Source organism: Arthrobacter sp. NPDC057388 (genome assembly GCF_042668165.1).
Taxonomy (GTDB): Bacteria; Actinomycetota; Actinomycetes; order Actinomycetales; family Micrococcaceae; genus Arthrobacter.
Genome location: NZ_JBHVBL010000062.1, coordinates 1 through 20,591 on the forward strand (window position 1 = coordinate 1; position 20,591 = coordinate 20,591).

Here is a 20,591-nt window from a genome sequence, read left to right on the forward strand (position 1 = left end):
CAGGGCAGGTAATGCCCTCAAGACGTGGATTTGAGGGCATTACCTGCCAGTTCGCGCGGGGTTGGAGGGGTGGTGCTACCCCTCTGCGAGGACGGCGATGGCGCGGCGGCCCAGGCTGCCCACGACGTGGCGCTGCATGATCTCGCGGGCCCGGACGGCGTCACCGGCCACCACGGCGTCGGCGATCTCGATGTGCTCTTCGCGGACGCGCTTGCGGTCCTTCGCGGAGTCCTTCTGGCTCTGCAGGCCGATCTGGCGGTAACGGTCCGCCTTGTCCCACAGGCCCTCAAGGATCCCGATGAGCAGCGGGTTGTGCGAGGCTCGGTAGACGGCGCGGTGGAATTCGCGGTGCGCCGTCATGGCCTCCAGGTCGGCGGCGTCGTGCAACGGCGTCAGCTGCTTCAGCGCCGCCTGGATGTTCTCGATATCGGCGGGTGTCCGGCTGTGCGCCGCCAGCCCGGCGGCCAGCGGGTCCAGGTTCTCGCGGAGGACGTACAGATCGCGGGCTTCGTCAGCGGTGAGGGAGGCGACCCGGGCATCGCGGTGGGATTCGAGCTGCACCAGACCCTCGGCGGCCAGCCGGCGGAGCGCCTCGCGCAGGGGAGTCGTGCTGACGCCGATTTCCTGGGCCAGGAGCGCCTGGCTCAGGATGGAGCCCTGGGGGAGGACGCCCGTGAGGATGCGGGTGCGCAGCTCCTCGTAGGCGTAGGCGTTCTTGGTCAGTAGGGCCGGGTTTGCCACCGTTCACTCCTTAGTGCGTCAGGCCTCGCGGAGGCTGTGAGGCCGCCGGAATAGGCTATGTCTTATAGTAACCGGCCCGATGTTTCCAGTGGAGGAAGGGCGTGCGGGGGCCTCAAGGGCCAAAAATGATGCACACGGGTGAGGCTGCCTGGGCCGCTTTCGCCCCTTGCCGGAGCGTGCCGTCGCTTGCATCGATCCTGAGTTCCTGGATGGTCCCGGTCTTTTCGTTGGCGGCGTAGAGAGTCTTGCCGTCTCTGCTGAGGCTGATGAAGCGCGGCCGGATGCCGCCGCTGCTGGCCCATGAGACCGGGGCGAGGGTTCCGTCGTCGTTGATGGCGTAGGCGGCGATGGTGTCATCACCCGGACCGCCGGGAGTCCCGTCTCCGGCGCCGCTGCGGTTGCTGGCGTAGAGGAAGCGGCCGTCGGTGCTGATTGCCAGTTCTGCGGCCCTGCTGTCGCGGGTGTCTGTAGGCTCAACCGTTGAGAGTATCTGGACGGGGCGCAGCCCCGGTTCGGGTGTGCTGCAGTCCAGGACGGTCACGGTGGAGTTCAGTTCGTTGATGCTGTAGACGACCGGACGGTGGGGGTGGAAGACGACGTGGCGCGGTCCGCTGAATTCACGCAGCCGGGTGGTTCCGGTCAGTTCCAGATCGCCGGTGGCAGGGGACAGCCGGCCGGTGAATAGAGTGTCCAGGCCTTTGTCCGGGACGAGGAAGTAGTCGCCGGCCGGGGAGAACATCACCTGATGCGGTTTGGAACCTGTCTGGTCGGCGCGGTGTGGCCCGGGAGTGCCGGTGAATTGCAGTTGCCCCGCGACCGGTCCCAGGCTGCCGTCTGGCAGGACGGGCAGGCTGACCACGGAGCCGCTGGTGTGGTTGGCGACCAGTGCATAGTGGCCCGACGGGTCCAGGCAGATGTGTGCCGGGTTGGTTCCACGTGTCGGCTGGGTGCCGATCTCTTCCAGTTTTCCGTCCGCGTGCGTCCGGTAGGAGGTGACGTAGTCCTGGTCGCCGTGGGCGGCGTGAAGGGCGCTCCGGGCGGGGTCGAGGACCAGGAAGCCCGGGTTGACGGCCGGTGTCTCATGGGTGAGGGTCCACCGGCCGTCGGTGAGGATAAAGCTGCTGATTCCCGTGCCGGTTCCGCGGTCCGGTGTGGTGCGTGAGCCTACATAGGCAACTTGGGAGGTGCTCACCTTAGCGGGCCGCCGTGATTTTAGTCTTCTCGGCCCCGGACCCGGTTTCTTCCGGAGCCGGGATTCTGCGCAGCCGCATGGCCACCATCATGGCGGTGGAGACGGCCAGGAGGCCTGCGAAGAAGTACAGTCCCGCCGTCGGGGAGCCTGTTGCGTCAACGATCATGCCCTGCGCGAAGGGTCCTACGAAGCCGCCGAGGTTGCCGATCGAATTGATGGCGGCAATGGCGGTTCCTGCGGTGGCCACGGAGAGGAACTGGCCGGGAACAGCCCAGAACGGGGACTTGAACGCATACAGGCCGGCCAGGGCGATGCTGATGGAGGCGATGACCAAAATGGGGGATTCAAGGACGGCTGCCAGGAACATGGCGACGGCTGCGACGCCCATTGGGATGTAGCTGTGTGCCTTGCGCTCATTCTTCCGGTCGGAGCGGCGGGACCACCAGATCATGGCGACGGTGGCCACAGCGTAGGGGATCATGGCGATGAGGCCGATCTGCGTGGTGTCCAGGGTGCCGGACAGGCCTTTGATGATCTGCGGGAGCCAGTAGCCGACGCCGAGGCTTCCCACCTGGTAGACGAAGTAGATGGCGCCCAGGTAGAGGACTTTCGGGTTGGCCAGGGTCTTCCAGATGCTCATGTGGAGGGTGGAGCCCTTCTTGGCGGCCTGTTCGCTTTCCAGTTCGGCGGTAATCCAGTCGCGCTCCCTGGCTGTCAGCCATTTGGCGTCCTTCGGGCGTTCGGTGAGGGCGTAGAAGCAGATAACGCCGAGGATCACGGCCGGCAGGCCCTCGAGGATGAACATCCAGCGCCAGCCGCTCATGTCTAACCACCCCACCGTGTGCATGATCCAGGTGCTGAGCGGGGAAGCGATGATGTACGAGACGGGGATGGATGCCACAAAGAGGGCGATGGTGGTGGCCAGTTCCTTGCCGCGGAACCAGAAGCCCAGGTACACGATGATGCCGGGGAAGAAGCCTGCCTCCGCGACGCCCAGCAGGAACCTGATGATGTACAGCTGAATGTCGTTCTGGACAAACCCCATGGCGACGGCGAGGATGCCCCAGGTTACAAGGATCCGGGCGATCCACCGCCGGGCGCCAAATTTGGCGAGGGCGACGTTGCTGGGCACTTCGAAGAGGAAATAACCGATGAAGAACAGTCCGGCGGCAAGGCCGAAGGCCTGGCTCGTCAGGCCCAGTTCGGCGTTCATCTGCAGGGACGCGTAGCCGATGTTGGCGCGGTCGATGTAGTTGACGATGTACAGCAGGAAGATGAACGGGATGATCCGCAGCGTGATCTTGCGGACAGTCGCCTTGGCGAACTGTGCCTGACCCGGGTCGTCTTTGACGGTCATGGTGAAACTCCTGAGTAAGCCCCTTGCGGCGCTTTATAGGTTATAGGCTGTAAGAAGCGTAGGTTGTGACGCAAATCAAGTCAAGGCGCCTCGTCGGGGCGCAAAGTACTTGACAAGCGCCTATAGGTTATAAGCTATAGTGACGTGAGTCGGATCACAGCGAATGGTCCGCAAGTCAAAGTTCCCATCGCTTTGCTCAAAGGAGAGACAGCCATGATGGCGTCCAAACCCCGCTCCATCCCACAGCCCCTGCCACGAGCCTTGTTCTTCAAGTACGCAGCGGCGGGCGTGGTTTCGGCCGTGGCCCTGACCCTGACCGCCTGCGGCGGCTCGTCGCCGGCAGCCGCTCCCGCGCCGGTCAACTCCATTGCAACGGGCCAGTACCCCGACTATTACCCGGCCAATTACAAGGAGCTGGTGGCTGCCGCTGAGAAGGAAGGCGGCGAGCTGACGATCTACTCGAACACGGACCAGGAGAACTGGGCCCCGGTCTTCCGGGACTTCAAGAAGAAGTATCCATTCATCAAGGAGATCTCGGCCAACAACCTCGGTTCCGATGAGGTTTTCCAGCGCGTTCTGAGTGAGAATGCCACAGGAAAGTCGCCGGCCGACGTCCTGGTGTCCAACGCGTCCGGAGCCTGGGCGGATTTCGCGGCACGAGCCGATGTCCTGACCCCGTACAAGTCCCCGGAGTTGGCGAAGGTACCCAAGTTCGCCAACCTGCTGCCGGGCGTCACCGCCATGTCCACAGATGCGATGACGGTGACCTACAACACCTCGCTGCTGCCCAACGCTCCGACGGGTCTGGCTTCCTTGGCCGAGCAGGCCAAGGCCAACCCCTCGCAGTTCAAGGACAAGATCGGCGTCCGCGACATCAAAGGCGCCTTCGGATTCACGGTCTTCCACGCCCTGACCAAGAGCAAACCCGAAGCGTGGGAGTCATTGGCGACGATCCTGCCGCTGTCACGGCCGGAAAGCTCATCAGCCACCGAGAAGGTCCTGTCCGGTGAGTATGTCGCCAGCGCACTGGTCAGCGCCGCGCCGGCCTTCCCTGTCGTAAAAGACTCCGGCGGCCTGTTCAAGATCGCACTTCCCGATGACGGCACCGTGGTCCTGCCGCGAGGCCTTGGCATCGCCGCGAAGGCGCCGCACGCTGCCACCGCCAAGCTGTTCATGGACTTCACCCTCTCGGCCGAAGGCCAGCAGGCCATCCAGGAAGGCGGACTCTCGTCCTTCCGCGAGGGTGTGAAGCCTGTCGAGTACACCTACACCTATGCCGACATCGTCAAGGACGTCGGCGAGGCGAACATCGTCTCCGTTCCCTACGAGTCGGTTTCCGCGGATGAGAAGGCAGCCTTCACCGCGCGCTGGAACAGCCTCAAAAAGTAAGCATCACGACTGACCAGGCAAGGACCGGAAAAACCATGACAACAATTCCCGAAACCAGGCCCCCGGCCCAGGCGGCCGCCGCGGCCGTCAGGCCGGAGTACCCGGCGCCGAAGTACCCCAGGATCCTTGGCGCCGACCGCGGCCAGCTGCTGTACTGGGCAACCATCATTATCCTGGCGCTCCTGGTTCTTGCACCGGTGGTCCCCACGCTCTACCAGTCGGTGATGGACCGCCCTCTGTACGAGGAGGGCGGTCTGTTCACCGCCGAAAACTACACCCGGCTCTTCACCGAAGCCGGTTTCGGCACGGTGGCCCTCAACACGCTCCTTTTCGCGGTCCTGACCACCGTGATGACACTGCTGATCGCGGTGCCGATGGCCATCGTGGTGATCCGCACCAACATTCCCGGCCGGAAGTTCTTTGGTGCGGCAATGCAATGGCCATTCTTCATCTCTTCCCTGATCCTGGGTTTTGGCTGGATCACGATGTACGGACCGGCGGGCTTTGCCAGCGTTGAAGTCCGCAGGATCCTCGGCTTCCTGCCCTGGGACCTCTACACGATCCCGGGCATGGCACTGACCGAGGCAGTCGCACTGGCCCCGATCGCCTACCTGTTCTGTGCGAACGCGCTGCGCAACTCCGACGCATCCCTCGAAGGCGCAGCCCAGACCGTGGGCGCAGGCCCGTTCCGGATCCTCTGGTCGGTCATCATCCCGATGCTGCGCCCGCCCATGGTCTACAGCTCCGTACTGGTGTTCAGCATGTCGATCGAAACCCTGTCCATCCCGCTGCTCTACGGCCAGCCCGTGGACATCACCGTCTTCGCCACCTTCCTGTACAAGAACGGGCTGCAGTCCATCGACCCGGACTACGGCATCCTCGGCGCAGCGTCAGTCATCATCCTGCTGGTGACCGTCCTGCTCGTCGCCGCACAGGCGAAGCTCCTCAAGGACGCCAAACGGTTCGTCTCGGTCCGGGGCAAGGCCACCCGGCCCCGCCTCCTTGACCTGGGCTGGATCAAATGGCTCGCCGTCGCCTTCATCGCCGTCTACGTCGTCATCGGAGCGCTCATCCCCATTGCCGGGCTGGTGATGCGCTCCTTCACCAGGATCTTCACCCCACTGCAGAACCCGCTCGCCTCCGCGACTCTGGCCAACTACCAGCGCATCTTCGAGTTCCCCGCCTATGTCGGCTCAATCCGCAACAGCCTCATCGTCGCCGGCATCGGTGCCGTCACGGTCAGCGTGCTGGCCGTGGTGGCTGTCGTCGTCGCCAAGCGTTCGAGCTTCCGCCACCGCAAACTGATCGAATACCTGGCGCTGGCCCCGCAGGCGATGCCCGGCCTGATCATCGGCATCGGCCTGTTCTGGGCCTTCGCGTTCATGCCGTTCAACATGGGGTCCCTGCTCCAGGGCACGATCTGGGCCATCATCATCGGGTTCGGCATCCGCGCGCTGCCGAGCGCGTTCGGGTCGATCTCCCCGGCCGTGATGCAGATCGGCGAGGAACTGGACAACGCGGCCCGCGTCAACGGGGCGGACTGGATGCGCATGTTCCTGCGGATCCTGGTCAAACTCCTTACCCCGGCATTCGTCGCTGCGATGGTGCTGACCTTCGTGGTGATGATGAAGGAATACTCCCCGGCCATATTCCTCGGCTCGGCCGACTCCGCCGTTATCGGCACCACCATGCTCGAGCTCTGGGTCCAGGGCAACACCGGATCGGTCGCCGCCCTGGCCACCATCCAGATCGTCATCACGGCAGCCTTCGTCGGCATCGCCGGCCTGCTCACGAAAGGAAAGAAAGATGCCTGACGTCGTCGTCAAGAATCTCCGCAAGGACTTCGGAGGCAACACCGTTCTGCATGAGGTCAGCTTCACCATCAGGGACGGGGAGTTCTTCACCCTCCTGGGCCCCTCCGGCTGCGGCAAGTCAACCACCCTGTCCTGCCTGGCAGGCCTGGAGCAGCCCACCTCCGGGTCCATCGCCGTCGGCAGCACCGTCCTGGTTGACGCCACCTCCAACAAATTCGTCCCGCCGGAAGAACGCAACCTCGGGATGGTGTTTCAGTCCTACGCGCTCTGGCCGCACATGACCCTGGCGGACAACCTGGCCATGCCGCTGAACATCCGCAAGGTCCCCAAAGCCGAACAGAAGACTCTCATCCACGACGCCCTGGACAAGGTGGGCCTGGCCCATCTCGCGCACCGCTACCCGCATCAGCTCTCCGGCGGTCAGCAGCAGCGCGTCGCCCTGGCCCGCGCCCTGGTCTACTCGCCCAAGGTCCTGCTCCTGGACGAGCCGTTGTCCAACCTCGACGCTAAGCTCCGGGAGCAGGCCCGCGTCTGGCTCAAACGCCTGCAGTCCGAACTGGGCATCACCACCGTTTACGTCACCCACGACCAGGAAGAGGCCCTGGCCATGAGCGACCGCATCGCCGTGATGTCCAACGGGCACATGCTCCAGGTCGCCCCGCCGTACGAGATCTACGAACGCCCCGCCACCGCCGAAGTCGCGGCCTTCATCGGCCGCTCCAACTTCATCGACGGCACGGTCGTTTCCGCCCGGAACGGCGCGGCAACGGTCCGCCTGGAGGAGGGCGGGGAAACCATCAACGTGGCAACCAGCGAGCAGGCCGCCGCCGGGGACCTTGTCACCGTCGCGTTCCGGCCCGAAAAGGTCTTTCTGACCAGCCGGGGAGCGCAGGTGCCGGATGACGCGATCATCCTCAGTGCGGACATCATGACCACCTCCTACGTCGGTTCCCGCTACGAGTACGACCTCAAGTACGGCAGCAAGACCCTCCTCGTCGACAGCACCACCGGCGGCCTGACCGGGCCGGTACGCCTGGCGGTCCCGGCAGAGTCTGTCCGCCTCTACCCGCGGTCGGACGTGGTATCCGCCGACGTCGCCGAACTCATGGCCGTCACCCACTAGGAACCGACCAAGAGAGCCCGGCGCGGAATCCTGCCAAGAGCAGCTTCCGCGCCGGAATGAAACCATCACCAGCAGCGGCGCGGGTTGTAGGTTATAGCTTATAATTTACGTCAGGCCCCAATGCTGTCCTCGAGAAAGTGTGCACGATGAGCATCGCCACCGCCGCCGGCTCCAACCCCGCCCTTATCCACCTCAGCGTCAACGGCGAGGTGCTGCAGGCGGTGGACATCGAAGGTGCCTTCGGAGCCGATTATGCGCGACTGCCCATGGTGCTCCGGCTCCTGGCCGAAAACGTCCAGCGGAACATGGCAGGGCAGGAGCGCGAGCAGGCGATGGCTGCCCTGCGACGGTGGCTCGAGACCGGCAGCAGCACCGCCGAAATTGAGTTTCTTCCCAACCGTGTGCTGATGCACGACACCACCAGCACGCCGGCCCTGGTGGACATCGCCGCCATGCGCGACGCCCTGGCCGAAAGCGGCGAGGACCCGATGGCCCTGAATCCGCTGCTGCGCGTGGACGTCTCAATTGACCATTCCCTGGCGGTGGAGGAATACGGCCGCCAGGATGCGGCTGCCCGGAACATCAAGCACGAAATCCGCCGAAACCGGGAGCGCTATCAGTTCCTGAAATGGGCCTCCAAAGCAATGAGCGACGTGCACATCAACCCTCCGGGCACCGGCATCATGCACACGATCAACCTGGAGCAGCTGGCCACAGTAGTGAGCGTCGTCGAGAAGGACGGAGCCCGGTGGGCGGTGCCGGACATGATGGTGGGTACGGACAGCCACACTCCGATGATCAACGGCCTCGGTGTCCTGGGCTGGGGTGTCGGGGGCCTCGAAGCACAGACCGTCATGTTCGGAATGCCCGCGACCCTGCGCATCCCCGACGTCGTCGGAGTCCGGCTCACCGGAGAACTTCGGACAGGCACCCTCGCCACCGACCTGGCACTGGCCATCACCAACCGGCTCCGTGAAGTCGGCGTCACCGGCGAGTTCGTGGAGTTCTTCGGCCCTGGCGTCTCCACTCTGACCGTGGGGGAGCGGGCCGTCGTGGCGAACATGGCCCCGGAATACGGTGCCACCACCGGTTATTTCCCGATCGACGGCCACGTCCTCGACTACCTGACCAGCACCGGACGCGGCGCCGAACAGACGCGGCTGGTGGAGGCGTATGCCCGGCAGACGGGCCTCTGGTTCGACGCCTCCGCAACGCCGGTGTACACCCGGGTCATCGACGTCGACCTCTCCGCCGTCGCGATGCACGCCGCCGGCCCGCGCCGTCCCCAGGATCTCCTGCCGTTCGGCGGGATCCGCCAGGCACTGGCTCAGGAAGCCGGCCCGGCCCGGGCCGGGCAGGGAAGCATTCCGGACTTTCCGGTGGCCCTGGCGGCCATCACCAGTTGCACCAACACCTCTGACCCGCGGCTGCTGATCGCCGCCGGACTGCTCGCCCGCAACGCCCGCAACCGGGGCCTGAAGGTCCCGGAGTGGGTCAAGACGTCGCTGGCCCCGGGCTCCCCGGCTGCCGCCAGCTACCTCAAGCGCGCCGAGCTGACCGATGACCTCTCCTCAGTGGGCTTCGACATCGTCGGGTTCGGCTGCACCACCTGCATCGGCAACCCCGGCCCGCTCACACCCGTCATCACCAAGGCCCAGCAGGACGGCTTCAGCGAGCCCGTCGCGATCCTGTCCGGCAACCGGAACTTCCCGGGCCGGGTCCATCCGGACGTGGAGCTCAGCTTCATTATGTCGCCCCCGCTGGTGGTTGCCTTCGCCCTGGCCGGCGACGCCAAACGGGACCTCAGCACCGAACCCCTGCAGCATATGGCAGATGGCACGCCCGTCTATCTCAACGAGCTCTGGCCGACCCGCGCCGAGATCGACGCGCTAATGGTCAAGGCCAACGATCCGCTGGACTTCCGGCGTGACTTTGCCATCGCCAGCCGCGATCCGCAGTGGCGTCGGGTGGAGGCGCCCGAAGGAGCGCAGTACCCCTGGGATGCGGCCTCCACTATCCTTCGCCGTCCGCCCTTCGCCGCCATTTCGGAGGGAAGCCTGCTGGGCAGCTTCACGGCGCATCCGCTGCTGGTTCTTGGCGATGACATCACCACAGACCACATCTCCCCGGCCAGCGCCATCCCACCCGGCAGCGACGTTGCTGACTTCCTGGTAGAACGGGGAGAGGACCGGGCGGACCTGAACGTCTTCGCATCCCGCCGCGGCAACTGGGAGGTCATGGTCCGGGGCGCCTTTCATAACAAGTCAGTCAGGAACCTCCTGCACCCCGACGCTCCCGTGGCGCACACTGTCCACGCGCCATCGAACGAAACCCTACCCATCTGGGACGCCGCGCAGCGGTACCGCGACGCGGGTGACTCCGTGGTCATGGTCGCCGGCGAGCGCTACGGCATGGGATCCTCGCGGGACTGGGCCGCCAAGGCCCAGCGGCTGCTCGGCGTGCGCAGCGTCATCGCCGCCAGCTTCGAACGCATCCACCGCTCCAACCTCATCGGCATGGGCATCCTCCCGCTCGTCATGCCCGCAGACATGCGGGACACATTCACCAGCCTCAAGCCTGGCGACCGGATCGCAGTAGACGCTCCTGAAGACCGCATCCACCCCCGGGCAGAGATCCCCGTCAGGATCGTGCGGGCAGACGGCAGCGAAGAACCATTCACGGCAACCGCCGCGGTGGAGACGGGGCTGGAATGCGAGCTCCTGGCCGTCGGCGGCGTCATCCCCATGATCCTGCGCAGGACGCTGGCCGGCGCCGGTGCCCCAACCACGAACTAGAAAAGGAAGTACAGATGACCGCATCAAGGCAGTACCGCCTCGCCGTCCTGAACGGCGACGGGATCGGCCCGGAGATCGTTCCGGCCTCGGTGAAGATTCTCGACGCGGCCATGGAAGCCGCCGGCGCCCCGGCGATCGAGTGGACCGAGCTGCCGCTGGGCCGGACCGCGATCGACACCCATGGCACCGCCGTCCCGGACGAAACCCTGACCGCGCTCAATGATGTGGACGGCTGGCTGCTGGGCCCGCACGATTCCGCCGCCTACCCGGAACCGCACAGGTCCGCGCTGAACCCCTCCGGCACCATCCGCAAGCACTTCGGCCTGTTCGCCAACATCCGCCCCTCCAAGGCCTTCCCCGGCGGGAATGCCATCGTCGAGGGCACCGACCTGGTCATCGTGCGGGAAAACACCGAAGGCTTCTACGCCGACCGGAACACCTTCGCCGGCACCGGCGAGTTCATGCCCACCCCGGACGTGGCCATCATGCACGGCATCATCACCCGTGCCGCGACCGAACGCATCGCGCATGCCGCGTTCCGGCTCGCCCGGTCCCGGTCCAGGCAGCTGACCATCGTGCACAAGGCCAACGTTCTGAAAATGACCACGGGACTGTTCCGCGACGTCTGCAAGGAAGTCGCTGCCCAATACCCGGACGTGACCGTGAACGACTTCCACATCGACGCAATGACCGCGCACCTGGTCCGCCGCGGCAACAGGTTCGACGTCATCGTCACCGAAAACATGTTCGGCGACATCCTCTCCGACCTCGCCGGTGAAGTCGCCGGGTCCCTGGGCATCGCGCCCTCGATCAACTCCTCCGACACCCACGCCATGGCCCAGGCCTCGCACGGCTCCGCCCCGGACATCGCCGGGAAGAACATCGCGAACCCCATCGCGATGATCCTCTCGTCCGCGATGCTGCTGCGCTGGCTCGGCGCAAAATTCGCCGACGGGAAAGTCCTCACCGCGGCAGACCTCGTCGAAAAGGCTGTTGAAGCGACCGTCCTGGCCGGCACCACCACCAAAGACATGGGCGGCACCGCCGGCACCAGCGACTTCGCCCACACCGTCGCAGCCCGCCTCACCGCCGTCGAACGCGTCTGACAAACCCAAAAAACGACGCCGGCGGCCGCCTTCCCAAAGAAGGCGGCCGCCGTTTTCGCGTGCGGGGCTGCGTGTGCTGACTTAGTTCAGCCGCTGCCGAAGGTTGGCGTCCACGGCCGCGAGGAAATCCTCCGTCGTCAGGAAGTGCTGGTCCGGGCCGATGAGCAGCGCCAGGTCCTTGGTCATGCTGCCGGACTCAACAGTCCTGATGACCACGTCCTCCAGCGTTTCGGCGAAGCCAACAACCTCGGGCGTGCCGTCCAGCCTGCCGCGGTGCAGAAGCCCCCTGGTCCAGGCGAAAACCAGGGCGATGGGGTTCGTGGAGGTTGCCTTGCCCTGCTGGTGCCGGCGGAAGTGCCGCGCGACGGTGCCGTGGGCCGCCTCGGACACCACAGTGCTGCCGTCCGGGGTCATCAGGACCGAGGTCATCAGCCCGGGGGACCCGAAGCCCTGGGCGACGGTGTCGGACTGGACGTCGCCGTCGTAGTTCTTGCAGGCCCAGACGTAGCCGCCCTCCCACTTCAGCGCTGAAGCGACCATGTCGTCGATCAGGCGGTGTTCGTAGCTGAGGCCCGCCGCGTCGAAGCTGTCCTTGAATTCGGCGTCGTAGACCTCCTGGAACAGGTCCTTGAACTGCCCGTCGTAGGCCTTCAGGACCGTGTTCTTGGTGGAGAGGTACACCGGGTAGTTCCGCTGCAGGCCGTAGGCGAAGGACGCCCGGGCGAAGTCGCGGATGGACTCGTTGAAGTTGTACATCCCCATGGCCACGCCGCCTCCCTCGGGATAGGTGACGATTTCCTGCCGGATCTCCTGTCCGCCGTCGGACGGGGTGAACGTAAGGGTCAGCGTCCCCGGGCCGGGCACTCTGAAGTTTGAGGCCCGGTACTGGTCACCGAACGCGTGCCTGCCGATCACGATGGGCTTGGTCCAGCCCGGGACCAGGCGGGGGATGGAGGAGATGATGATCGGTTCGCGGAACAGGACACCGCCCAGCACGTTCCGGACCGTCCCGTTGGGGGAGCCCCACATCTTCTTGAGTCCGAACTCCGCCACCCGGGCTTCATCGGGAGTGATGGTGGCGCACTTGATGCCCACCCCGTGCTCCCGGACCGCGTGTGCGGCGTCCAGCGTGACCTGGTCGTCGGTGGCGTCGCGGTTCCGGAGGGAGAGGTCGTAGCGCCTGAGGTCAATGTTCAGATAGGGGCAGATTAGGCGGTCCCGAATGAACTCCCAGATGACGTGCGCCATCTCGTCGCCGTCCAGCTCCACCACGGGGCCAGCCACATCTATTTTCCGTTTGTCGGCCACCAAGCCTCCTCGTTGGGAATGTTCGTTGGTTATAGATTATAAGCTATGACATTGCCTTATATGCAGGGCAAAGAAAAACTGACGACGGCGGGTGGTCCCGCCGTCGTCCTCTTGCCTTTGCCGGCAAACAGTTAGCCGATATGCGCCAGGACCGACCCGGCGGTGATCACGTCGCCGGGTCCGGCGGCGACGCCGGAGAGGACGCCGCCGCGGTGGGCGGGGACGCTGGTTTCCATTTTCATGGCCTCCAGGACTACCACGGGATCGCCGGCGGCCACGTCCGTGCCGGGATCCACGAGCCACTTCACCACGGTGCCGCTCATGGCCGCGCGGAGCTGCGCAGGGTCGGAAGCACCGCCGTCGGGCGAGCCTGCGGCAGGCGCAGCCGAAAGACCGCCGGGAAGCCCCTGGCCCGAGCGGGCCCAGCCGTCCAGCAGATCTGCCGGAAGCCCGACGGCGAGGCGCCGGCCGTCCACGTCCACCGTGATGGTGCGCCGGCGGCCTTCGGGGCCCGTGGGGCTGAAGTCGGGATCGGCCGGGATCCGGTCGGCGAAGTCCGTCTCGATCCAGCGGGTGTGGACGTCCAGGCCGGCCTCCGAGATGAAGTCCGGGGCCTCCACCACCGCGCGGTGGAACGGCAGGACGGTGGCCACGCCGCTGATGCTGATCTCGGCCAGGGCGCGGCGGGCCCGCCGCAGCGCCTGCTGGCGGTCGGCGCCGGTGACGATCAGCTTGGCCAGCAGCGAGTCGAACTGCGGCGCCACGAAGGAACCGGAACGGACCCCGGTGTCCAGCCGGATGCCCGGGCCGGTGGGCGCCGTGAATTCGGCGACGGTTCCGGGGGAGGGCAGGAACCCGCGCCCCACGTCCTCCGCGTTGATCCTGAACTCGAAGGCGTGGCCGCGCGGCGCGGGATCCTCGGTGAGGCGGAGCCGCTCGCCGGCAGCGATCCGGAACTGTTCCTGGACCAGGTCGATGCCCGTGGTCTCCTCGGTGATGGGATGCTCGACCTGCAGCCGGGTGTTCACCTCCAGGAAGGCGACCGTGCCGTCCGCGGCGACCAAAAACTCCACCGTCCCCGCGCCCGAGTAGCCGGCTTCCCGGCAGACGGCCTTGGCGGCGTCGTAAATCCGGGCCCGCTGGCCCTCGCTGAGGAACGGCGCCGGGGCCTCCTCCACCAGCTTCTGGTGCCGGCGCTGCAGGGAGCAGTCCCGGGTCCCGACGACGATGACGTTGCCGTGCGTGTCGGCCAGCACCTGGGCCTCGACGTGGCGCGGGCGGTCCAGGTAGCGCTCCACGAAGCATTCGCCGCGGCCGAATGCGGCAACCGCCTCGCGGACGGCGGAGTCGAAGGCCTCCTCGACCTCGTCCATGTTCCGGACCACTTTCAGGCCGCGGCCGCCGCCGCCGAAGGCCGCCTTGATGGCGATCGGGAGGCCGTGTTCCTCCGCGAAGGCGCGGGCCTCGGCTGCTGATCCGACCGGTCCGTCACTGCCCGCCACGAGCGGGGCACCGGCGCGGACGGCGATCTCGCGGGCAGTGATCTTGTTGCCGAGCTGGCGGATGGCCTCCGGCGAAGGCCCGATCCAGGCGAGGCCGGCGTCCAGCACCGCCTGCGCGAAGTCGGCGTTCTCAGACAGGAAGCCGTACCCGGGATGGACCGCATCGGCCCCGGCAGTGGCGGCCGCGCCGAGGAGTTTGTCGATGTTCAGGTAGGTGTCCGCAGGTGCATTGCCGCCCAGGCTGTAGGCCTCGTCCGCGGCGGCGACGTGCATGGCGTCCGCATCAATGTCTGCATACACGGCCACGGAGGCCAGTTGGGCGTCATCGCAGGCACGGGCGATGCGGACGGCGATTTCGCCGCGGTTGGCTATAAGGACCTTGTGCATCAGTTGCTCGCTTTTCGTTCTGGAGTTTCGTCGGAGGGGCCGGCGGGGGAGGCGGCAGTTCCGGGGGCAACACGGAAACGGATGCTTCCGCCGATCGGGACCTGGGCGGCGAGGTCAAGCTGGTGGTCCACCACCACGCCGATCACCGGGTACCCGCCGGTGATGGGATGGTCGGCGAGAAAGAGGACGGGCAGGCCCTCCGGCGGCATCTGGATGGCGCCGGCCACCGTCCCTTCGCTGGGCAGCTCGCCGGTGCGGCTGCGCTGCAGCGGTGTTCCCTGCAGCCTCATGCCCACGCGGTTGGACTCCGGCTTGACTGTCCAGTCCTGGCCGCACAGGGAGTCGATCGCGGCCTGGTCGAACCAGTCCGCCCGCGGTCCCGGGACGATGTCCAGCACAGTGACCCCGTCGCCCGGATAGTCGGGCTGGATTTCCGGGCTGCCCACAACACCGGACTCGGCTTCGCCCCCGGACGGCAGCAGCTGGCCGGTCGCCAGCGGCGGCGGCCCGATGCCGGACATGGTGTCCGTGGAGCGGCTGCCCAGCACGGGTTTCACGTCCACACCGCCACGGACAGCGATGTAGCTGCGGAAGCCGGCGTCGGGAACGCCGATGGTCAGGATTTCGCCGTCGAGGAGGGCGAACGGCGCGGCCACCGGAACAGTCCGCTGCTTTGCTTCCGCGAAGTCTGCGGCCTCTGGCTCATCGGCGGAGTCCGACGGCGTCACAACGGTGAGTGCCGACGGCGCCCCCGTGACCGCCAGGACCTGGTCGCCGATGGCCTGCACCCTGAGCCCGCCCGAGACAGTCTCGATGGCGGCGGCCGACGGCGCGTTCCCGACAATGCGGTTTGCGCGCCGGAGCGAGGCCCGGTCCAGCGCGCCTGCGGCGGAGACCCCCAATGCCGAATGGCCCTGCCGGCCAAGGTCCTCGATGAGGCTGTGGATCCCGGGGGACAGGATGCGGAGACCGGAGGTGGTTTGCGGGTCTGTCTGCTGCTCGGTCTCAGCTGTTGGGGAGGCCTCGCCCGCCATGTGGACCACGTCGCGGACGGCGCGGAACCGGACGCGGTGCCCTGGGCTGGCCAGGGCAGGCTCGGGACGGTCGAGGTCCCACATCCTGGCTCCGGTGCGGCCGATCAGCTGCCACCCGCCCGGGGACTTGCGCGGATAGACAGCCGAGTAGTTCCCGGCGAGGGCCACCGATCCGGCCGGGACGGCGGTGCGCGGGGAGCTCCGGCGCGGCACTTCCAGGGCCTGGTTCTCGCCCACCATGTAGCCGAAGCCCGGTGCGAAGCCGGCGAAGGCGACGGTCCAGACCTGGCCGGTATGGGCTGCGATCACGCCGTCGGCACCGAGGCCGGTCAGCTTCCCCACTTCGGCGAGATCCTCGCCGTCGTACACGGTGTCAATGACCACCAGGCCGCCGGCCTGCTCGGCCGGTGCCGTGAGGTCCAGTTTCAGGAGGGCCTGCCCGATCCGCCGGGCAGCGGCCGGGGACTCGGCCCTGACCATGACGGTTTCGGCGGCGGCCAGGACGTCCTGCTGGCCCGGCAGGGGAGCGTCAAGGAGGGCGGCCTGCAGGGCGAGCACGTCCTGCAGGCCGGAGAGTTCGGCGAGCACCGTGCGCGTCCCCACCGGCCGCACCGCACGCACCCTGCCCTGGCGGGCGGTGCTGGAAGGCGCGGTGCTCGAAGCCGCCGTGCTCGAAACCGCTGGCGCGGGCTGGCCGGATGATGCGGCCGGCATGCCGAAGCTGGCGTTTGCCATCGGGTCCTGAATCCGCCGCTTCATGCTAGACGAACGCCTTGATGGTGATGCCGGCGGCATCGAGCGCTCGCTTCACGGCCACGGCCATGGCGACCGCGCCGGGTGAATCGCCGTGGACGCACACCGACTCGGCGTTGATTTTCAGGTCGGAGCCATCGGTGGCTCGGATGGCCTCGCCGGTGGTCATCTGCAGGACGCGGGCGGCCACGGCCTCCGGGTCTTCAAGAACGGAACCGGGCTGGGACCGGGACGCCAGGGTGCCGTCCGGGTTGTAGGCGCGGTCCGCGAACGCCTCGGAAACGGCCCGGAGCCCGGCGGCCTCCGCGAGGCGCAGGACTTCGGATCCGGGCAGGCCGAGGATGGGCAGTGCCGGGTCCACTGACTTCACGGCGTCCACCACGGCCTGTGCCTGCGCGGTGTTGTGGACAATGGCGTTGTAGAGGCCGCCATGTGGCTTCACGTAGCGGACGCTGGTGCCGGCGATAGCGGCCAATGCCTGCAGTGCGCCGATCTGGTAGACGACGTCGTCGGCCAGCTCACGCGGATCCACTTCCATGTACCGGCGGCCGAATCCGGCCAGGTCACGGTAGCCCACGTGCGCGCCCACCACGACGCCGGCCTTGGCGGCCGCCTCGCAGGTGGACCTGATGACGCTGGGGTCGCCGGCATGGAATCCGCAGGCGACGTTCGCGCTCGAGACGGACGCCATCATGGCTGCATCGTCTCCCAGGCTCCATCGCCCGAAGGATTCACCGACGTCGCTGTTCAAATCAATTGCATGCATTGTGACCCTCATCTCAACTCGTCCTTAGACAAGGATGCACCCTTTCGGCAGAATGTTCAACAATTCAACAATCCAATTGTGGGTGCTTCGTGTAGATTCTGAGGTATGGCAGCAGTTACCCCGAGCGCCGGCGCATCCCGGCTGCGCGTGGCCGTCCCCTCCGTGGCCACCCGTGTGGCGAGCGAGCTCCGGTTCCAGATTGCCGAAGGTGCGCTTCCGCCGGGCACGAAGCTGAAGGAAGAGGCGCTGTCCGAGGAGCTCGGAGTCTCGCGCAATACGGTGCGCGAAGCGTTTGCCGAACTCGCCAGCGAGCGCCTGGTGGTCCGCCAGCCCAACCGCGGTGTTTTTGTGGCGAGCCTTGAGGCCAGCGACATTCATGATGTCTACACCGTGCGGCGGGCCATCGAAGTCAGTGCCGTACGCGGGGGCGGAAGTGCTGAGAGCGTTGCCGCCGTGCGCGCCGCTGTGGAAGAAGGCAAGCGTGCCGCCGAGGCGGGGGACAGTGAAGGCCTGGGCAGCGCCAACCAGCATTTTCACGGCGCCCTCGTGGCCATGGCCGGCAGCGAACGCCTCAACACCATCATGTCGCAGGTGCTGGCCGAGATGCGGCTGTTCTTCCACAAGGCCTCAATCGACGGCGGCTTCTACCAGGACTACCTGCAGGAGAATGAGCAGATCTGCAAGGCGCTGGAAGCCGGCGAGTATGAGCGTGCCGCCGAGCGCCTCCTGGCCTACCTCGACAGGTCAGAAGAGCACCAGACGGCCGTCCACTCCTCCTAGCCGGCGCATCTCCCCAGCGCTCCGGATTCAGCGCGAACCTACACTTGTGGCCCTTGGGAAACGTTTCCCAGGGGCCTCAACTGTCCGTTCGCGCTTAACGGCGTATCGACGAGCCCCTTGACCGTGTGACCTGGGTCGCGTACATTGTTCAACAAGTTTCGGATTGTTCTACATTTCCACAATCCAACAGAACGCTCCGCTTGCGGCGGCTGTCCGGGGGAAGCCGCCAACCCAGCCCAGTGCCGGCGCCAGGCAACGTCGCAGCGCCGGACCAAACGGCGCCCCGCTGCATCCGCAACGGATGCATTCCACACCCTTCATGGAGGAACCAATGGCCAATCAATCCGCAATGGCCGCCGCAAAGACCGGGCCCGCCGTCGGGCGCAAGGACATGTACAAGGCCTTCGCGGCCAGCCTCACCGGGACCGCGCTGGAGTTCTACGACTTCGCCGTCTACTCCGCCGCTGCGGCCATCGTTTTCCCGCTGATCTTCTTCCCGGCGTCGGATCCCGTGACGGGGACCCTGCTCGCCTTCTCGACGTACGCCGTGGGCTACATCTCCCGGCCGGTCGGCGGCATCATCTTCGGCCGGCTGGGTGACGAGATCGGGCGCAAGAAGATCCTGGTCTTTACCCTGATGCTGATCGGCGTGGCCACCTTCCTCATCGGCCTGCTGCCCACCTACGGCAACATCGGCATCATCGCCCCGGCCATCCTGGTCTTCTTGCGGTTCGCGCAGGGCGTGGGCGTCGGCGGCGAATGGGGCGGCGCCGTCCTGCTCTCCAGCGAGTTCGGGGAACCCAACCGTCGCGGCTTCTGGGCCTCCGCCGCCCAGATCGGCCCGCCCGCCGGCAACCTGCTGGCCAACGGCGCGCTTGCCGTCCTCACCCTGACCCTGTCAGAGCAGGCCTTCCTGGACAACGGCTGGCGCATCGCCTTCCTGATCTCGGCGCTGCTGGTGGCATTCGGGCTGTGGATCCGCCTGAAGCTGGAAGACACGCCCATCTTCAAGGCCATGGAGGCCCGCGGCGAACAGCCCAAGGCCCCCATCCGGGAACTTCTCGCCACGCAGAAACGCCCTCTCCTGGCTGCCATGCTCAGCCGCATCGGCCCCGACGTCACCTACGCGCTCTGCACGGTGTTCACGCTGACCTACGGCATCCAGGAACTCGGCTTCGACCGCGGGCAGGTACTCCTGGCCGTGCTCATCGGCTCGGGCCTGCAGCTCTTCACGATGCCGCTCGCGGGCGCCCTCTCCGACCGAATCAACCGGCGCCTGGTCTACGGCATCGCGGCGGTGGCGGCAGCGGTCTGGGCCTACCTGTTCTTCATCGTGCTCGAGGGCCGCTCCCCGGTGATGCTGGTGGTGGGCACCGTCCTGGGCCTGCTGTGCCACTCCTTCATGTACGGCCCGCAGGCCGCGTTCGTCGTCGAGCAGTTCTCCCCGCGCCTCCGGTCCACGGGCAGTTCCCTGGCGTACACCTTTGCCGGCATCATCGGCGGCGCCATCGCACCGTTCATGTTCACCCTGCTGCAGAGCACTTTCCACAGCTGGGTCCCGGTGGCCGTCTACCTGAGCGTCGCCTGCCTGCTGACCGTGGTGGGCCTCGCCATCGGCCGCGACTCCGACGTCGCAGAGGACGAGGAATACCTGCGGGCATCCGCCGAACCCGCTGAAAGCGCAGCCTGATGACGCAGGCGAACGCCCTCCTGCCGCCGTCGGAAGCCCGCCTCCGGTTCCGCAACGGTCTGGTCACGCCCACCTCCGGCTGGAGCGACGGCTTCACCCAGGCCAACCTGATCGCGGTGACGGCGGACTACGCGGAGGAATTCCTCGAATTCTGCCGGCTCAATCCCAAGCCCTGTCCCGTCGTCGACGTCATTCCCGCGGGACAGTACGAAAGTTCCCTCGCCCAAGGCTCCGACATCCGTACCGACATCCCCGCTTACCGGGTGTGGAAGGACGGGGTCCTGGCCGCCGAGGTCCCCGACGTCCGGTCCCTGTGGCGGGATGACATGGTGGGCGTTCTCATCGGCTGCAGCTTCACTTTCGAAGCCGCACTGGCCGCCGAGGGCATCCCGCTCCGCCACACCGAGATGGGCCGCAACGTCCCCATGTACCGCACCAGCGTCGAGTGCACCCCGGCGGGACGGATCCACGGCCGCATGGTGGTCTCGATGCGCCCCATGCCAGCCGAACTGGTGGACACGGCCGTCCGGGTCACATCCGAAGTGCCCAAGGTCCATGGCGCCCCGGTCCACATCGGATCCCCCGAAGCGCTGGGCATCGCGGACCTCGCCCGCCCCGACTTCGGGGATCCCGTGGACATCCGGCCGGGGGAGGTGCCGGTGTTCTGGGCCTGCGGAGTCACGCCGCAGAGTGCGGTCATGGCATCCAAACCGGCGTTCGCCATCAGCCACGCGCCCGGGCATATGTTCATCACGGATGTTCCGGAGAGCACGTACCGGGTTCCGGCCGGGCAGTAAGCGGGAACGGCCGCCCAGGGAATCACGACGGCGGGGCGGGGCCACTGGGTGTGGCCC

Annotated in this window: 15 protein-coding genes; 8 read left to right on the top strand and 7 right to left on the bottom strand. The window is 66.7% G+C overall.

From position 1 onward, the window contains the following. Positions 1 to 75 precede the first annotated feature (75 nt). The 3 genes from ACFUTU_RS19855 to ACFUTU_RS19865 form a co-directional block, all read right to left on the bottom strand. Positions 76 to 741, bottom strand: a complete 666-nt coding sequence (locus ACFUTU_RS19855) for a GntR family transcriptional regulator (RefSeq protein WP_377967427.1) — start codon at positions 739 to 741, stop codon at positions 76 to 78. Positions 742 to 853: 112 nt separating this feature from the next. Continuing rightward, positions 854 to 1,933 carry a lactonase family protein gene (locus ACFUTU_RS19860; protein ID WP_377967429.1) on the bottom strand — a complete coding sequence of 360 codons (1,080 nt, stop codon included), beginning with the start codon at positions 1,931 to 1,933 and terminating at the stop codon, positions 854 to 856. A gap of 1 nt (position 1,934) precedes the next feature. Further along, positions 1,935 to 3,290, bottom strand: a complete 1,356-nt coding sequence (locus ACFUTU_RS19865) for an MFS transporter (protein WP_377967431.1) — start codon at positions 3,288 to 3,290, stop codon at positions 1,935 to 1,937. A 213-nt stretch (positions 3,291 to 3,503) separates the two neighbouring features. On the opposite strand from ACFUTU_RS19865, the gene ACFUTU_RS19870 reads away from it, so the two are divergent. The 5 genes from ACFUTU_RS19870 to ACFUTU_RS19890 all read left to right on the top strand — a co-directional run bounded on the left by ACFUTU_RS19870 (position 3,504) and on the right by ACFUTU_RS19890 (position 11,517). Next, on the top strand, positions 3,504 to 4,679 hold the full coding sequence (locus ACFUTU_RS19870; RefSeq protein WP_377967433.1) for an ABC transporter substrate-binding protein: 1,176 nt from the start codon (positions 3,504 to 3,506) through the stop codon (positions 4,677 to 4,679). Between the two features lie 35 nt (positions 4,680 to 4,714). After that, positions 4,715 to 6,493, top strand: a complete 1,779-nt coding sequence (locus tag ACFUTU_RS19875; protein ID WP_377967435.1) for an ABC transporter permease — start codon at positions 4,715 to 4,717, stop codon at positions 6,491 to 6,493. Next, positions 6,486 to 7,616: an ABC transporter ATP-binding protein gene (locus ACFUTU_RS19880; RefSeq protein ID WP_377967437.1), complete on the top strand. Its 1,131-nt coding sequence runs from the start codon at positions 6,486 to 6,488 to the stop codon at positions 7,614 to 7,616. The genes ACFUTU_RS19875 and ACFUTU_RS19880 overlap by 8 nt, the downstream gene beginning before the upstream one ends. A 146-nt stretch (positions 7,617 to 7,762) precedes the next feature. Further along, positions 7,763 to 10,411, top strand: a complete 2,649-nt coding sequence (acnA, locus tag ACFUTU_RS19885; protein ID WP_377967439.1) for an aconitate hydratase AcnA — start codon at positions 7,763 to 7,765, stop codon at positions 10,409 to 10,411. A 14-nt stretch (positions 10,412 to 10,425) separates the two neighbouring features. After that, entirely contained in the window at positions 10,426 to 11,517 is a 1,092-nt protein-coding gene (locus ACFUTU_RS19890; protein ID WP_377967441.1) for an isocitrate/isopropylmalate dehydrogenase family protein, read from the top strand. Positions 11,518 to 11,598: 81 nt separating this feature from the next. On the opposite strand, the gene ACFUTU_RS19895 is transcribed toward ACFUTU_RS19890, so the two are convergent. The 4 genes from ACFUTU_RS19895 to ACFUTU_RS19910 form a co-directional block, all read right to left on the bottom strand. Further along, positions 11,599 to 12,825, bottom strand: coding sequence for an NADP-dependent isocitrate dehydrogenase (locus ACFUTU_RS19895; protein ID WP_377967443.1), 1,227 nt, complete (start codon positions 12,823 to 12,825; stop codon positions 11,599 to 11,601). Between the two features lie 131 nt (positions 12,826 to 12,956). Further along, positions 12,957 to 14,714 (bottom strand): acetyl/propionyl/methylcrotonyl-CoA carboxylase subunit alpha, encoded by a 1,758-nt coding sequence (locus ACFUTU_RS19900; RefSeq protein WP_377967445.1) that lies wholly within the window; start codon positions 14,712 to 14,714, stop codon positions 12,957 to 12,959. Further along, the gene (locus ACFUTU_RS19905; protein WP_377967447.1) at positions 14,714 to 16,507 is read right to left on the bottom strand and encodes a 5-oxoprolinase/urea amidolyase family protein; all 1,794 of its coding nucleotides are present in this window, start codon (positions 16,505 to 16,507) and stop codon (positions 14,714 to 14,716) included. The genes ACFUTU_RS19900 and ACFUTU_RS19905 overlap by 1 nt, the downstream gene beginning before the upstream one ends. A 1-nt stretch (position 16,508) precedes the next feature. Next, the gene (locus tag ACFUTU_RS19910) at positions 16,509 to 17,267 is read right to left on the bottom strand and encodes a LamB/YcsF family protein (RefSeq protein ID WP_377967449.1); all 759 of its coding nucleotides are present in this window, start codon (positions 17,265 to 17,267) and stop codon (positions 16,509 to 16,511) included. A 105-nt stretch (positions 17,268 to 17,372) separates the two neighbouring features. Here ACFUTU_RS19910 and ACFUTU_RS19915 point away from each other — a divergent pair, with 105 nt between their 5' ends. The 3 genes from ACFUTU_RS19915 (at position 17,373) to ACFUTU_RS19925 (ending at position 20,534) form a co-directional block, all read left to right on the top strand. Next, on the top strand, positions 17,373 to 18,047 hold the full coding sequence (locus ACFUTU_RS19915) for a GntR family transcriptional regulator (RefSeq protein ID WP_377967451.1): 675 nt from the start codon (positions 17,373 to 17,375) through the stop codon (positions 18,045 to 18,047). Positions 18,048 to 18,378: 331 nt separating this feature from the next. Next, positions 18,379 to 19,737, top strand: a complete 1,359-nt coding sequence (locus tag ACFUTU_RS19920) for an MFS transporter (RefSeq protein ID WP_377967452.1) — start codon at positions 18,379 to 18,381, stop codon at positions 19,735 to 19,737. Further along, the gene (locus tag ACFUTU_RS19925) at positions 19,737 to 20,534 is read left to right on the top strand and encodes a putative hydro-lyase (RefSeq protein ID WP_377967454.1); all 798 of its coding nucleotides are present in this window, start codon (positions 19,737 to 19,739) and stop codon (positions 20,532 to 20,534) included. The genes ACFUTU_RS19920 and ACFUTU_RS19925 overlap by 1 nt, the downstream gene beginning before the upstream one ends. The last annotated feature ends 57 nt before the right edge of the window (positions 20,535 to 20,591 follow it).